This is a genomic window from Taibaiella soli (genome assembly GCF_003236175.1).
Lineage (GTDB): Bacteria > Bacteroidota > Bacteroidia > Chitinophagales > Chitinophagaceae > QKTW01.
The window spans coordinates 159,836-175,308 of record NZ_QKTW01000017.1 but is presented as its reverse complement, the minus strand read 5'-3'; the positions used below and the strand labels follow the sequence as shown (position 1 = coordinate 175,308).

General features: G+C 41.6%; 9 protein-coding genes and 1 tRNA gene. 5 read left to right on the top strand and 5 right to left on the bottom strand.

Translation table 11 applies throughout. The features are described 5' to 3' along the window. Nucleotides 1–25 precede the first annotated feature (25 nt). Nucleotides 26–5,146 carry an adenylate/guanylate cyclase domain-containing protein gene (locus tag DN068_RS12230; RefSeq protein ID WP_110999216.1) on the bottom strand — a complete coding sequence of 1,707 codons (5,121 nt, stop codon included), beginning with the start codon at nucleotides 5,144–5,146 and terminating at the stop codon, nucleotides 26–28. A gap of 158 nt (nucleotides 5,147–5,304) precedes the next feature. Between DN068_RS12230 and DN068_RS12225 the strand changes: the two genes are divergently transcribed. Further along, nucleotides 5,305–6,654 carry a hypothetical protein gene (locus DN068_RS12225; protein ID WP_110999215.1) on the top strand — a complete coding sequence of 450 codons (1,350 nt, stop codon included), beginning with the start codon at nucleotides 5,305–5,307 and terminating at the stop codon, nucleotides 6,652–6,654. Nucleotides 6,655–6,663: 9 nt separating this feature from the next. After that, nucleotides 6,664–8,121: a Dyp-type peroxidase gene (locus DN068_RS12220; RefSeq protein ID WP_110999214.1), complete on the top strand. Its 1,458-nt coding sequence runs from the start codon at nucleotides 6,664–6,666 to the stop codon at nucleotides 8,119–8,121. A 105-nt stretch (nucleotides 8,122–8,226) separates the two neighbouring features. On the opposite strand, the gene DN068_RS12215 is transcribed toward DN068_RS12220, so the two are convergent. Further along, a complete protein-coding gene (locus tag DN068_RS12215; protein WP_110999213.1) occupies nucleotides 8,227–9,432 on the bottom strand; it encodes an NAD(P)-dependent oxidoreductase in 1,206 nt (401 codons plus the stop codon). 342 nt (nucleotides 9,433–9,774) lie between these two features. Here DN068_RS12215 and DN068_RS12210 point away from each other — a divergent pair, with 342 nt between their 5' ends. Both DN068_RS12210 and DN068_RS12205 read left to right on the top strand, forming a co-directional pair. Beyond that, entirely contained in the window at nucleotides 9,775–10,278 is a 504-nt protein-coding gene (locus DN068_RS12210) for an iron-sulfur cluster co-chaperone HscB C-terminal domain-containing protein (RefSeq protein WP_165836378.1), read from the top strand. Between the two features lie 61 nt (nucleotides 10,279–10,339). After that, a tRNA-Leu gene (locus DN068_RS12205) sits at nucleotides 10,340–10,423 on the top strand. Nucleotides 10,424–10,709: 286 nt separating this feature from the next. Here DN068_RS12205 and DN068_RS12200 read toward each other — a convergent pair. Then, nucleotides 10,710–12,125: a S1 family peptidase gene (locus DN068_RS12200; RefSeq protein ID WP_110999211.1), complete on the bottom strand. Its 1,416-nt coding sequence runs from the start codon at nucleotides 12,123–12,125 to the stop codon at nucleotides 10,710–10,712. Then, nucleotides 12,110–12,856, bottom strand: coding sequence for a hypothetical protein (locus tag DN068_RS12195; protein ID WP_110999210.1), 747 nt, complete (start codon nucleotides 12,854–12,856; stop codon nucleotides 12,110–12,112). Before DN068_RS12195 ends, DN068_RS12200 begins: the two co-directional genes overlap by 16 nt. Nucleotides 12,857–13,207: 351 nt before the next feature. Between DN068_RS12195 and DN068_RS12190 the strand changes: the two genes are divergently transcribed. Beyond that, the gene (locus DN068_RS12190; RefSeq protein ID WP_110999209.1) at nucleotides 13,208–13,474 is read left to right on the top strand and encodes a hypothetical protein; all 267 of its coding nucleotides are present in this window, start codon (nucleotides 13,208–13,210) and stop codon (nucleotides 13,472–13,474) included. A 154-nt stretch (nucleotides 13,475–13,628) separates the two neighbouring features. Here the strand turns inward: DN068_RS12190 and DN068_RS12185 are convergent, their stop codons facing one another. Further along, nucleotides 13,629–15,461 (bottom strand): HsdM family class I SAM-dependent methyltransferase, encoded by a 1,833-nt coding sequence (locus DN068_RS12185; RefSeq protein WP_110999208.1) that lies wholly within the window; start codon nucleotides 15,459–15,461, stop codon nucleotides 13,629–13,631. Nucleotides 15,462–15,473: the final 12 nt, after the last annotated feature.

Below are 15,473 nucleotides of genomic sequence, written 5' to 3'. Positions count from 1 at the left end.
GAATCTTTTGGTTGGGACTGATTTTCTAGCGCACCGGCGATTTTAAAAGAGCAATCTCATCGCTTGCTACAGTCCATTGTTGTGTATCGTTTTCTTTCAGTCCGTCTACGAAATACATATCGATCATGCCTTTGTTTTTGGCTTCGATCTTACCGCGGTGCGTGCAAATCACGTGGTCTTTAACCAGCAGCCAGGTATCGTGCGAAATATTCAATCTGCCGGGTTCGCTGGCTTGCTCCATACGCGCTGCTGTATTGACTGCATCGCCCCAAATGTCGTAGGCAAATTTTTTCTCGCCGACGATTCCTGCTACGACCGGTCCAACATGAATGCCCATTCTGATGCTGAATGAGACCAAACCTGCAGCTTCCCGTGCTTGTTGCAATTGTTCTACGAATACCAGTATTTCCAGCGCAGCTTTTACAATATTGAGTGCGCTTTCGGCATCGGAATAAAGCATGCCGCCCACACATAAATACGCATCACCGATCGTCTTTATTTTTTCAATTCCATATTTGGATATGATGCTGTCAAAATGCCGGAAGTATATATCGAGTATGGATACCAGTTCTTCCGGTGTAAGCAGCTCGCTTTTTTTCGTGAAATCTTTAAAGTCTGTAAACAGAATGCTGACGTTGTCGAAACGGCGCGCTCTGGCTTCTCCCGTTTCTTTCAGCTCTTTGGCAATTTCTCCGGGTAATATATTCAGCAGCAGATTTTCTGATTTTTGTTTTTCCAGATTCAGTTCGTGGGTGCGTTCGCTGACCCTGTGTTCCATATCACTGTAGAAAAGTGCATTTTCAAGGGAAATGGCAATTTGTGTGCTAAGTAATTTCAGGAAGCTGACTCGGCTTTCTGTAAATGCGCCGATGGTAATTTCATTCGCCAGGTAGATGACGCCTTGCAGCTTACCCTGCCTGATCAGCGGCATGCAAAGAATTGATTTCGGTGCATGATTTACTATAAACGGATCGTCTCTGAATAGCGCACTTTCCGCGGCGTTGTCGAGCAGCACGGTTTCCCGCTTCGCAATCACATAGTTGATGACCGATAATGGTGCGGTTTTTATTTCATCGAGCGACCTGGATTGTAATGTGCTGATCTGTCCGGTTGCTGGCACCAGTTCGGCTTCTACGTTAAGATGCCCGGCTTTTTCAACCATAATAAAACCGCTTTGTGCGCCTGCGTTTTCGGCCAGTAAATGCATCAGTTGTTCCAGCAGACTGGAAAGTACCAGCTCTCCCGATAGCGCAGTAGATGCTTTCAGTAGCGTTCCCAGATCAATGTCTGTGTCGCGTGCTATTGCTGTCTGCCCCGGTTCTTCCGGTAGTCGAATGTCCAAATGGCTATATCTGGCTGCGAGGTCTTCTATTTTTGCGGAGGCGCCCCAGCGTCTGTAGGCGAGCAGGGCATTGTTGATGTAAAAGACGCCAATCTGTTCGATGGCTGTCTGGATATGGAATTTCCCGGCAAGTTCCCAGGCCAGCGCTTCATCATGCAACATTTTGTTTTCAACGGCCTGTCTGATTGATTTGTCGTACAAAAGCCGGGCGTCTTCTTTCCTGTCTTCGAGACGTGCTATTTCTGCTTCAATGAGTAGTCGTCTGTGTGCATAATTCTGCGGACAATACCGTTCATATTGCCGGATAAGACTGAGGTTTTTATGTAGCTTCTTCTGTAATCTCTTTTGTTCGGTTTCTTCTTTTCCTGCAATGCCAGCGGTGATTGCCAGCGCTTCGTAGTAATAAAAACCAAGGTACACCACAGAGCCTTTTACAACTTCCTGATATTTTTCGCATTTGACCGCATAATCAAATGCCTCTTCGCTTTTATTGAAATACAGTGCCAGCACCGTTTTTACGAGATACAGGTTTTGAAAGTATCCGAAGTTTTGTTCGCTTTCTGGTAACCGGATAAGATTTTCATCCAATATTTCACCCGCCAGGATATGCGGCTGTGGCGTTTTTACAATGAATTGCGCAATTGCCTGCCGGAAAACTTTTAGTCGGGTAATGGTAAACTCCTGCTTGTATTTTTCGATCTGATTGTTGAGCTCTTCGCTGCGGTCGGCGAGTTTATCTAAAGGCAATCCTGCGAAAAATGAATGGTATGTGATGTTGTGTGCGAGGTAGGAGGTGAATTCAAAATCACCCGTTTCTGCGCCGGTTATAAATGCTTTTTCCAGTTCAGGAATTGTATCTGCCAAAGGCATTGTCCAATGGGCAAGGTATACGTAATAAGTCATTAGCAGCGATGCGTCCAGCTCTTTGGTGCGCAGCTTTCTGCTCAGGCTCAGCGCAATTTTTCCATATGCGATACCTTTTTCTATCTGCTGCATGTAAACGCTCATAATGTAGCCGATGCCCATAAATGAAAAAGGCGATTTGGGCGATAAGCCATACTTCATCGACAGCTCGATGTTTTTGAAAACAACGAGCGGCAACAGATCCGGATAGGTGAGTACGATAGCAGAGGTAACAACAGATAAAAGCCGCACCGCTGCCAGCTTATTGCGATCGGTCATCTGCGGTAGCTTTTCAAAAAAAGCAGGTGATTTGCGTCCCGTAATAAAAGTGGTAAAGAGCAAACGCATTACTACTGCCAGTTTGTGCGGATGTAACGGAATCCTGACATCAAAACGGCTGAGTATGCTGATGGCAAATTCTACGGCTTCTTTGTATTCATGGCCCGCGATCAGTTTTTGTATTTTGACTTCATAGGCTTTGAGTGCCTCGATGGGTGTTCTTGCATTGGTTTCAATAATCTGTACCAATTCGTTGGCGCGTTCCATTTCGGCAGCGAGAAATGCAGATTCTGCGGCTTGTTCATAGGTCTGCAAGAGCCGGTCGTATTGCTGCGTCCAATTATTGCCAAGCAAAGTGATTGCAGTATCGAAATAACCGAGCGCCTGATTGTAGGCTGCTGATGATTTTGCTTTTTTTCCTGCTTCTGTATTTAAACCGGCAGCGAGCAGCTTGTCCTGTTCGTCGATTACTAAATCAATGCCAGCATTCCATTGATTGGTAATGGTGAAAATATCAGCTACGCTTTTTGATTCATTCGACTGATCTGATAAGGCCTTGCCAATGCGGAGATGAATTTCCTGCCTTTCATTTTCTGGTATCAACGAGTTGACTGTTTGTTGAATCCGGTCGTGCGCAAACATAAACACACCACCAATGTCTATAATGATTTCATCGGCGAGTGGCCCACGCAATTGTTCTTGCAGTGACAGCGTACCGGTAGCTAAAACGGTTGCAGCGAGATTCAGGTCAAACCTGTTTCCAATGCAAGAAGCGATCTGCAGAATCCGCAATGTTGTCGCCGGGTATTTTTTGAGCGCAAGAATCATAAGGTCAGCCACGTTACCCGATACATTCATCTGCTCGATGTCTGCCTTATTCCATTGCCATTTACAGGATTCATCATCAAAAAAAAGAAAACCTTCATCGTAGACCGACTGCAGAAATCTTCTGGTATAAAAAGGATTGCCTTTAGTTTTATCGTAAACCAGTTGTGCAAATGCTGCGTTGTCATCTTGTCCGGTACGGAACAAGTCTTTAACCAATTCTTCCGTGTGTGCCAATGTCAGCGGACTCATTTCTATTTCAGTGCATGGCGCATTTTCATCTTCCAGCCGTGCCAGCAGTTGTTTTACGGAATTAGCCTCATCGATTTCATTGTTCCGGTAAGCGCAGATCACCAACAAGTAACGGATGTCTTTATCATTAAAAATTAGATCGAAAAGATAGGCTGACGAGGTATCGGCCCATTGTATATCGTCGATAAACAACACCAGTGGATGGCCTTCGTAAGCAATAGCTTTAATAAAGCCGGCGAGGATGTAATTAAACCGGTTTTGCAATTCGACAGCAGAGAGCTCAGGAAGTTGCGGCTGGCTGCCAATCAGGTTTTCCATATCTGGAATGAGATCGGTCAGTACGCGGCCCGATTCCCCGGCATATTGCAGAATGCGATGGCGCCACTCTGTTTTTGTCTGGTCATTTTTGGTCAATATTAAATCGATGACTTCGCGAAAGGCTTGTATAAAACCAGAGTAGGGGCCGCTGTGCTGCAGCTGGTCAAATTTGCCCGTTACAAAAAATCCATTCGCAGCAATCACAGATTTTTGGATGCCAGCCACAAGGGTGCTTTTCCCCGCGCCGGGCACACCAGATAACAATAAGAAATCCTTCGCGCCGTTTGCACATGTCTCAAATTTTTCGAGCAAGGTTTCCCGTTCTCTTTCTTTACCATAAATTTTTGATGGAAGGATAAACCGGCTGGAAAAATCACGACTGCCAAGCGGGAAGTTTGTTTCATTGCCTTCTGCCTGCCTCGTATGATATTCTTCAAGATCGTACAGCACGCCAGATGCGGACTGATAGCGGTCTTCGGGATTTTTTTCCAGCATCTTCATAATGATGTCTGAAATGATCAGCGGAATTTTTGTGCGTATTAATGCAGGTGGAACCGGCTTTTTAGCGATGTGCGCGTAAATAAGTTCGGATTTGTCTTTGAGTTCAAACGGCTTTTCACCCGTAAACAGTTCGTAGAGCACTAATCCGGTGCAATAAATATCACTTCGTAAATCGATATTCCGGTTAATGCGTCCGGTATTTTCGGGTGATATATAATACGGGGACATTTTTTCGGCCAGGTGAATATCAAAGTGTCTGCCCGCTTTTTTTTCCAGAACATGAGCAATGCCGAGATCAATAAAAACAGCATTTCCGGATTGTTCGTTGAGGATGATGTGTTCGGGGCAAATGTTGTTGTGTAAAATTTTATGCCGATGTAAATCGACCAACGCATTGCAGATGTTTAAGCTTACGGATATCTTGTCAGTAATGCTTGCCGATGCGGGCTCCATGTATTCTCTCAGGCTACTTCCCGCTATATATTCCAGTGAAAGCGCGGGGTGATTTTCAACAGTAGTGAGCTGTAATGCATTCCGTACCGATGTACATCCGACTGCAGATAATGTCAGTTCATTTTCAAGATAGCTTAATACTTCCTTCGATGGAAATTCAGAATTGGTAATCTTTACACAGGTTGCAGCCGATGATGGCTGTTCGTCGTTTTTGATGATGGTGGTCTGCGCTCCACTGTGAACGAGTCGCTCGGCGTTAAATATCCTGAACATAAACTTGCTTTAAAAATTAGTCTCATGGCATTTTCAGGATAGGCTTCGCTACTGTTTTTTGCTCGTCGGCGAAATTATTCGTACTTTGAATTTACGAAAAATATATATAAATAGATTATTGGTATTGATTTTGATATAGTTTATAAATAAATTATCCAATGTCGACACAGAAATCGGTTACGGTCATCGTTCCTATCAAACCGTCGAAAGTAGATGACCTGCGAAAGCACCTTCTGAGATTAAGAAACGATACGCGATCAGCAAATGGAACGCAACCCGATGCCACATCTTTGAAGGCAATTGAAGCGTTTCAGCAACTTGCAGACACCGTGCATTATTTTCGGTGGACTATTCTTGATGAAAGCTCGGTGAATGGAGATTTGACCCCGCCGCAATTAGTTTTTACTTCCAATTTTGATGAATCGCCGGATTCTTTATTGCTGCGGTTGATTGCCGATCTGTATGAACCATTGGTCGCGATTTATGATTACTGTATTGATTTTCCGCAGAGAGCAAGCAGCAGTAGTGATGAGACAGTAAACACAGACCTGCACGTTCATAAAATCTTTGATTACCTAAAACAAAATGCTGTAAAAAGCGCGGCTTACTATATCGGGTCGCCGGGCCGAACAGTCGTTGATATCAAACAACAAGAAGGCTTACGGGATTTTTTGCGAAAGCACCTGAATAGTCATGATTTCAAAGGCCGGTCCGCGCGCGAGGTGCATCAATCATTGCGTAACGCAGCTCAGTCAGCCACTGGTGAGGACAAGCAGCCGTTGTTTCCCTGGTTGAAAAAAACAAGTATGCCTACCCGCAAATGGCCTTACATCGTCATCCCGCTTTTGCCCATTTTGATTGGACCTGCAATTATTCTTGCCGTCGCGATGTTGATGTGGGCTATATGGTTGCAGTTGTTTCATGAGCGCCGTGATCGGCCGATTACGCTGATGCGGAGTCAGCTGGATGAAGCACACATGGCCACCCTGGAAACATATGAAGACTACTATTTTCAAAATCAGTTTTCACAGGTGCTCGCCGTAAAGCCAGGCTGGATGCGGCTTGTAACACTCAAGTTTTTGCTTTTTGTAACCAATTTCCTCTCCAGGATTCATTTTGTAAAAGGCAAGCTGATGGGTATTCCTACTATACATTTTGCGAAATGGATTTTTATCGACGATAATAAAAGAGTGTTTTTCTCCAGCAATTTTGATGGTAGCTGGCAACAGTATCTCTGTGACTTTATCGATAAATGCGGTAAAGGATTGTCGGCCGTATTTAGCAACACACAACTGTTTCCCAAAACCTGGATGTTGATTTTTGAAGGTGCTTATGATGAAGAACATTTTTTAGCCTGGAGCCGTCTTACCGAAATAGATACACAAGTCTGGTACAGCGCTTACCCTAATCTCTCCATCAAGAATATCAACAATAACGGGCACATCTACGCAGAGCTGATGCGCGATCTGGACGAAAACAAAGCGAAAGCATTTTTGAAACGATTCTAATTCTTATTTATGATACCAGACAATGATATAACAGTGGAGCTGGACGATGTGCAGGGATATCTGCTTTATGCATACAAAAACATGAAGGCATCCCGGATGCTATTGCTCAATTTTCCTTCATCTCGGGAATATGCGTATGGATGGCTTAAAACTGTTTATCCGCAGCTGACAAGCGCCGGTTTGGAAAACAGAGGAATCCATCGTTGTCTTAATATTGCTTTTACACCTTGGGGATTAAAATCACTGGGACTCTCTGATGACAACATGAAAAATTTCAACCGCGAATTCAGGGAAGGCATTTTTACACCGCACCGGCAACGTTTGTTGGGTGACGAAGATGAGAGTGCGCCTGGCAAATGGCGGTGGGGCAGTCCGGAAACGAACGACAAAGACCCAATGGAATCGGAAAGAGTAGGGCATGCGCTGCTGATGGTCTTTGGCGAAACGGAGGAGATACTAAATGGATATCTTGCAGAATTAAATAGGAATCTGGTGCAATTTGAACTTAAGGAAGTTGCTGTGTTAGATGGTTACAGCTTGCCACACAACCGGGAGCATTTCGGATTCAGAGACGGTATTTCACAACCGGTAATTGCCGGAAGCGGCAGACCCGGAGATCCTTCCAACACAATTGCAACGGGTGAATTTATTCTTGGGTATAAAAATGAATACGGTGTTTATCCGGAGACGCCGATTATTACGACGCCACAGGGCAATATGAATTTACTGCCCGCAGATGCAGCCGGTAGCGGTTGCAAGGATCTTGGGCGTAATGGTACTTTTCTTGTGTACCGTCAGTTAGAACAACATGTAGATCGCTTCTGGAAGTTTATAGATGAAAAATCCATCCTGGATAAAGGAACAGATGAAGAGCGACGCAACAGACTTGCGGCAAAGATGATGGGCAGGTGGCCGAGTGGGGCATCGCTTATTGAATATCCGGATAACGATCCAGGTAATAGTTACAGTGAAAAGGTAATGTTGGATGACAAAATCAGCTATGCTGGCGACCCTGATGGTTTGAAATGCCCATACGGCTCACATGTACGACGTGCAAATCCACGCGATCATTTTGAGGACAATACGCCCGAACGGTCCATTCAGTTAACCAAGAAACATCGGATAGTCAGAAGAGCACGGCCATATGTTATCGAAAATCCAGAAGAACATGGTCTGCATTTCATGTGCTTCAATGCAGACATTTCCCGCCAGTTTGAATTCATACAATACACCTGGTGTAATTATCCGAACGATGGTCAGTTGTGTTCAGATCCAGATCCGATAATTGGTGTCAAACATGAAGATAAGGATCGTGTATTTACAATACCCGGCGAACCCGTTGGTACGCAGATAGAAGGTCTGGAACGTTTTGTTACCGTAAAAGGCGCTGGTTATTTCTTTTTCCCTTCACTTACGGCAGTGCGATATTTAGCTACTGTAGGTGATGATGGCTATTGTAGCAAATGAAATAAATCAAAAGCTCAAAGCTTAAAGCTTGCCCGCATTCATGAAATGGGCTTGTGAATTTCTCCACGGCTTTAGGCTTTGAGCTTTATGTTTTCAGCTAGATTTTTAAGCGTATGCGTAATCGCTGAGGTATTCATAATGCGAAGTGAGTTTTCCATCTTCGCAGATAGTTGCTCTGCGGATAATATCGCTCTCTTCTTTCAGTAATTCGCTGAGTACAAATTTCTCGAAATGCACTCCGAAATATTGAGATGCATCACGCGGTAATTCATTAGGCAGATTATCAACCGCCATTACATCGATCACTTCTTTATTGGGTTGGAATGCTACTTCTTTTTCCTGTGTTTTGCGATTGATGCCGTACACAGGATCTGCAATAGTAGATGCGCCAACATTAATCGGCACGGAACCATCCACGTCACAGGTAATATCTGAAATGACGCTGATGCGCCAGTCATTGCGCAGGATGTCCTGCTTCTCGAACAGACGCGCAATTTTTTCATCCCAGTAAATACCGTTCATTAAAATATCAGTCTGTGACACATATTGGGAGAACAAGCATTTGTACGCTTCCGGATTGGCATGAAAATCGTCGCGGTGAAAAAGATCATTGTCCTTTCTTGCATACAACGCCGCGCCTTTCAGGTGCGTATATACGGGATAGTCGTATTGGTGTGTGAGGAAATCTTCCGGTTCTACAGATTCAATATCTAGTTGCGTCATTACATCCAAAATACCTGCGGCTACTTTGCCGGAACCCGTCACCACAATTTTGATATTCGGGATGATGGCTTGTTCGTAAGCTTTGAGCATGTCTTCATAGCTGCCCACTTCATGCGCTGCAGGCAGTTGATAAGTGCCGGTTTTTTTACCGTAAGTCAGCAAGCCATTATGTGCGCCGACAATACCGGCGTACAGGCCAAAACCCAGAATGCGCTGTTCATCGATATGCGTCAGGCATTCATAGTCGATCATGCGGATCTTTTTTTCGATCAGCGCCTGCATCAGCTTCTGGTTGTATGGTTGTTTCTTTTTAGTGTGCGAGAAGAAGAAATATGTTTTTCCAGGAATCAGATAGTCAATTTTTACTTCTTTGATGCCAAGCAACACATCGCAATCACTCAGGTCTTCCTGAATCGTGATTCCTTCGGCCCTGTATTCGTCGTCGGTGTAGCATCTGTTTGGAGACGGTTCTACAACGATTGTCATACCGGGATACTGCTGCATGAGGTTGGCACATTGTTTGGGAGTAAGCGCTACACGAGTATCTGGTGGTGTTTTTCTTTCGCGGATCAATCCGATACGCATCATGTTCTAGATTTTGTAAACAAATATAACGCCTACAATCGATGATTTAATGACAAACGTATTTATCAATATGAGTAGAAGCCGCCACTCTGGCCAGATTCGGAGAAAGTTAAATATGAAATTATTATCACCATGCCCAAATACAAGCTGCAACAGCGTCCTATAATGATCCATTTGCAATGCACCGCAAATACACCAGACGACTGATTAAAGCTGCAATCATCAATAAAAATTGAACATTTCCTTTTAACGCTTACTTGGAGGCATAACCATCTTCGCTATTTTTGCGTGCAAATAGAATGCGCTAATTCAGCAACGATGATAAACTACTTTGAACTATATGACTTGAAGCCGCAATTCAAGCCTGATTCCGCGAAAGTGAAATCGAAATTTTATGAGTTAAGCCGCAAGTATCATCCCGACCGTTTTACCATGGCTGATCATGCGCACCGTGCAGAGGCACTCAGAATGGCCGCCATTAATAACGATGCATACAAGACATTAAATAATCTTGACGCAACGATGGCTTATGTCCTTCAATTAAACGGCCTGTTGGAACAAGATGAGAAATACAACCTGCCGCCAGCGTTCTTAATGGAGATGATGGAACTCAATGAAGCCATTACTGAGTATGAAATGGACGAAGAAAACGAATCTGCAAAAAAAAATGCGTTGGCCGCTTTAGAAGAACAAATGAGTGGCTGGGATACAGTCGTGGCACCGCTTTTAAGCCAATTTGACAATGGTGAACAAACACCCGATTTGCTGCCAAAAATCAAAGATTTTTACTTTCGGAGAAAATACCTCTTGCGAATTCAACAAAGAGTACTTATTTTTGCTGCCCATTAACACACAAACGGTCTTCATAAAGAGTTAGTTATAACGCTGAGATGATCAAGTGAGTTAAAAAGCCCAGATGGCGGAATTGGTAGACGCGCTAGACTCAAAATCTGGTTATCGCAAGGTAGTGCAGGTTCGATTCCTGTTCTGGGCACACCATTGGTCTATAAGGAGTTACGATAAACGTAACTCCTTTTTTTATTACCTTCTTTTTATCGGCTTGCACTAAAATTTGCACTATTTCGATGGTCAAATGGACCTAAGTTTCTAATCATCCTGGTCAACTTTGGACAAAAACTTGAACGATTGAAATCGTATAGCGATCATATTGTCTATCGCGTCTCCCAATTCCGCTGACATACGAATTTGCACGTTCCCAAGCTTTCTTCTCATCGCATCGTCTTGCTTTTGGCGGGATGTGACAAACGAAAATACAAAAGCTATTGTTGAATTAGTTTAGGCAGATTACTCTTATTTATCCTATCCAAAACATCGAGAACATAGCTTGTGTTTGGATTTGCACCATTTCTAAGTTTAGAATCCCTGATCGTTGCCCTCGCGTCTAAAAAATTATGATAGACATCCGCACGTACATTCAAAAGCACCTTGTTGTCGGAGGAACGTAAATCCCTGCCAATGCGATAATAGTCCTCTTTTTTTGTATACTCAGAATAGGCTCCCGCAGGGAGTATCCAATCGTCCAGCAGTTCAAAATATTTATCGAATGCATCCGCTCGGTTAACAAGACTGTCAAAATTTTTACTCGTGTTCATCAAGTAATATTCTTTCTCATAATCGGACTCAATAACAAAATATCCGCTTTTATCATCCAAATAAAACTTACTACCTACGGGGACAGCAAGAGTAAAACCTGTTTCAAAATTTTCATAAACCTGGATCTGGATGTCTTCTATATCTAACTTGTAGTCATTCTGATAATGTTTAAAAGCATTGCGAGCATCATCTTCATTCGTTGGCAATGAATTGATCAGTTCAGCTAAACTCTTAACCCAAGTCTTCACCATTTTCTGATTATACCTATCTCGGATTACAATATTGGGTGTAAAAACATCGTCTGGTTTATTTGTCAACTCCATGCTATACAATTCGTTTAGGGAAGATTTGGAAATCCCTGTTACATTTTGATTCGATGCTAATAAATCATTTAGGTATGGTTCCGCTTTGATAGCCCAATTGATCCGGGCATAACCACCAGCAATCCCTCCATCGGCAATACCAATCACTTGTCCAAGTGAATTAAATATCGGAGAACCCGAATGACCTGGTTGTATAGCACTTACTCGTTCTATCTGGGTATTTAGCGCAGGATAACCTTCTGCGTTTATTTCTTTGATAAGATTCTGGTAAGTACTCGTCCCAATTATCTCATTTAAAACTGGAGCATTATTTAAGGAACTTAAAAATGTGATATTATCACCTTGCATTGTAGCAACGTCAAGAGGATAGCCCCATATCCTGAACGTTTCATGAGAATTGGACGATACATTCGCAGAGTGGAGTGCAGGTAATCGAGAATCAGTGTTTAACTGTAAAAGAACTAAATCAGCATTTTTTAAAACTTTAAGAGGTTTCGCCCGAAACATTATTCCTGTAATCTCACTACGCACGATAATACTATTTGCTCCAGCAATGGAATGTAATGTAGTGACAACTGTATTGGCCTGGTTATAAACGAATCCAGTAGAGAGACCACATAAATCTTTACCTTGTTTATCCTTACCGTAGAATGCCATAACCTTTACAACTGATCTTGCATAATTCTCGTCAGCGGCACACACCCTTGTAATGGAAATGAAAAGAATAAGCAGAATTTGGTACGCTAATCTCCTGTGCATATAAATCTGTTTAAAGCAATTAGTAATTTTTTTTCAATTGCAACGGGAAGATGTAAACTTTGGATAGAATCTGAGAGCGCGTTCAATTTAGGCATAGGATAATTTTGATAAACTGATCTGAGGTTACCTACAAACACCTCGTCTGAAACATTACTCTGCAAAGTAGTAAAGTTGCAAAGTGCGGTCTTTACTTGGTCATCGAAGAGAACGCCTGCCCTCGCGTCTGAACCGAACAAATTTGCCTTTTTTGAGGTATCCCATTGCTGGCCATGGTCTGGTCTGAAACCTAATTTTTCAAAAGCTGCATATTCTAAAGCATCTTTTTGGGAATATCCTGCTCTAACCCAATTATTTACCCGTTTGTCCAAAGACACTTCGAGCACTTCATGTGTTCGCAGCAGTATACCTAAGATGATTCCTATGGATAAAGCAAACCCAAAACCAATGACTGTGTATGTTTTTGCAACACTACCCAATGAAGATGATGCACTTTCGGTCGACAAGGCAATGGGCTTTTGAACTCCTAAAATGACTGCTATGATTGAAGAAAATACGCCTAAAAACGCCTGAGCAACCGGGGATATGGAAAGCCCCAGTATTAATCCAAGCGAAAGGCCAATGGAAGCGCCGAACAAAAGGTTAAGATAATTCTTCATGGTGTAATAGATAATATCTTGGAAATCAACACGATTATTGCCTAATGGGTCATTATATATACAAAAATCACGCATTATAATAGATCGAATTTAGCAAGAAAAAAATCATTTGAACAGGGGGCATTTTTCACGTGTTTCGCCTCACATTTCTTGCCTAATCATTTATTGTTACACCCACAAATGATGTCGGTTCTCTCGCGTCACTTATAAAAACTTCACAAACCACTTGCATCCGTATCGCCACAGGTTGTCCTGCAGTTTTTCTTAAGCCCTCGCGATTGATTAAATCCCAGTGTCAGTATTGATAAATTGAAATGACTCGGAATAAACGAAAAGGAAAAATTTGAAGAACCGATTGAACCTTAGACTAATTGGCAACTTGGGCATTTGAAATGTGTCTAAATTGACCCCAAGTAAAAGTCAACCATGGAACAAGTAAATATTAGTCGCGAAGAACGCTATGACCTTGTCTGGTCTGAATCACTAACCAGTTTGTCGAAAAAGTATCAGGTGCCGTATCCAGAGTTCAAGAAAATTTGCGAGAAAATGAATATCCCTTTGGCGTCAGAAGCAAGTAAAAATTCCAAAAAACGTTTCCTGTCTTCAACAGATATACTCAAAATCCCTTCTGAAATTTCTCATGGTACTTCTACCAGTCAATTGAATCCGCTTCTTCGAATAAACTTCTTATGACATTAAGATTAAACAAAGGCACTGTTCCATCATTTTTTCAAAAAAATCAGACGTAATCTTGTAAAATCATTGCCTTACTGTCTGATAAATACAATTGACTGATCTTCTATTTTCTTACAAGCTCGTCATAGTGTCACTCAATATGAAACCGCGCTTACAGTTCAATGTTATAAGTATGAGCTAAAAACTCCTCGACGTTATCATTGTTTAAAAGTCGTTTAATAAAGGATTGAGTAAAGTGTGGAACCCCAAAATTTTTGAGATAATTCCTACTCATAGATATATATCCTGAAGCATAATCCTTTGTGTTATTTTTTATATACTTCAGGAAAAGTTGAGAACTAAGTATTATTTGAACAGCCTTTAATTCCTCCATGTCATCTGACACAATGGCCAGTCCGTTATAAAAAAGCAATTCTCGATCCGAACAGAGAGTAAAAACAGGTTTGTCACATATGTGGGGAAAGAAAAGCTTGTATTGCCTAATATCCATTGATTGACGTCTGCCGAATGCGTACCATTTTTCATACTCTCTTTGCCCTTTATCCCTTGTTGACAAAATGGACTTTTTTGATTTCAGATATTTAAAAGCATTCGGAAACCTTTCACGCATCTCCATTTCAGCGAGAATTTTGATCTCCTGATCATAAGGAAAAATAATCTTTTCCCGTAAAAGATTAATGTCTTCTGGATTCCTTATTTTATTTGCATTAATTATATCCCGGCAGATGTTACGTTCTATAGCGTACTCTTGACTATCTTCTACGAAATAGTAAAATTGACCGTCTTCAGCCAAAGGAGTAAATTTAAAAACATCATTCTTTAATGTTGCGATTCCATTTTTTGTTTTAAAAACATCCTTGAATGGCTTTCCGACAGATTCGATTGTCTTAAGAAACTCCGAAGTAGACCTATCATTTGTCAAGTTCCACCCGTCGAAATTATTCAATTCACTATATGGAAACCTTACGAGGGTTTCTAATTGAAGAGATATAATATTTTTACTGGCTATTCTGATATACTTCACTGCCGGATCATTATTACTCAGAAAGCATATACACGTATATGTGTTCCTATCAGGGAATAATTGTTCTCCACCAAAGCTGATTATTTTTAAATCAACATTTTTGTCACTAAAATATTTACGCAGCGCACGACCATTAATACTCTTAGTGAAAGTATTTACTGTGATAAATCCTAACACTCCATTTTTCGTTAGACATTCATATCCTAACTGAAAGAAAGGAATATAAAGATCGGGGTGCCCAGTTTTTGAAACTTCCCAATTACTTATCGAAAGTAAAGTTTCTTCAGACATATTCCTTGAACACACATACGGAGGATTTCCAACAACGATATCGAAACCACCAAGTTCATCATACCTTCGAAAATTTGAAGTCCAATTTAGCTCCAGAGAATTACCTTGACATAAATTAAATTCAAATATCTCCCTTTCTTCTCCATTTTTTACAGCAAATAGCGACAATAAGATTTTGGTTCTTTCAATGCTATAGTCTGCTATATCTACACCAAAAATATTGTGTTTGAAAATATCGTAGTAAGAGGAATCTGTTAAGTTATAAAGCTGGCGTGCGACTGACAAAAGAAATCCTCCACATCCACACGCCAAATCGGCAATGGACATTGAATTGATGTCCCCTTGAAATTGTTCTAAACAACTCTTAACGATATACTCTCTTATAAATTCGGGAGTATAGACTGCACCATTAACAATTTTGTCCGAAGGCGAAATAACAAATTCAAAAACTTTAATTAATTCCTCAAGATCTCTTAGACTACATATTTTTTGAAATGAAAGCAGTGCGTCATAATCATCATCCCCGGCTTGAATCAAATAACTACGCAGTAGGTTATTACGCGTATTGTCAAGTCCGTTTTCATATAAAAAAGTTGAAACTATTATTCTATCAATTTCAAGTGTATTTGTAGAATAACTGTTTAAAAATTTAAAAACTTCAATTTTCATTTGTACTTCAAT

Coding starts and splice junctions, on each gene's coding strand:
- DN068_RS12195 (WP_110999210.1), bottom strand. CDS start 12,856: ATGCGTGATTTTTGTATATATAATGACCCATTAGGCAATAATCGTGTT.
- DN068_RS12230 (WP_110999216.1), bottom strand. CDS start 5,146: ATGTTCAGGATATTTAACGCCGAGCGACTCGTTCACAGTGGAGCGCAG.
- DN068_RS12225 (WP_110999215.1), top strand. CDS start 5,305: ATGTCGACACAGAAATCGGTTACGGTCATCGTTCCTATCAAACCGTCG.
- DN068_RS12220 (WP_110999214.1), top strand. CDS start 6,664: ATGATACCAGACAATGATATAACAGTGGAGCTGGACGATGTGCAGGGA.
- DN068_RS12200 (WP_110999211.1), bottom strand. CDS start 12,125: ATGCACAGGAGATTAGCGTACCAAATTCTGCTTATTCTTTTCATTTCC.
- DN068_RS12215 (WP_110999213.1), bottom strand. CDS start 9,432: ATGATGCGTATCGGATTGATCCGCGAAAGAAAAACACCACCAGATACT.
- DN068_RS12190 (WP_110999209.1), top strand. CDS start 13,208: ATGGAACAAGTAAATATTAGTCGCGAAGAACGCTATGACCTTGTCTGG.
- DN068_RS12185 (WP_110999208.1), bottom strand. CDS start 15,461: ATGAAAATTGAAGTTTTTAAATTTTTAAACAGTTATTCTACAAATACA.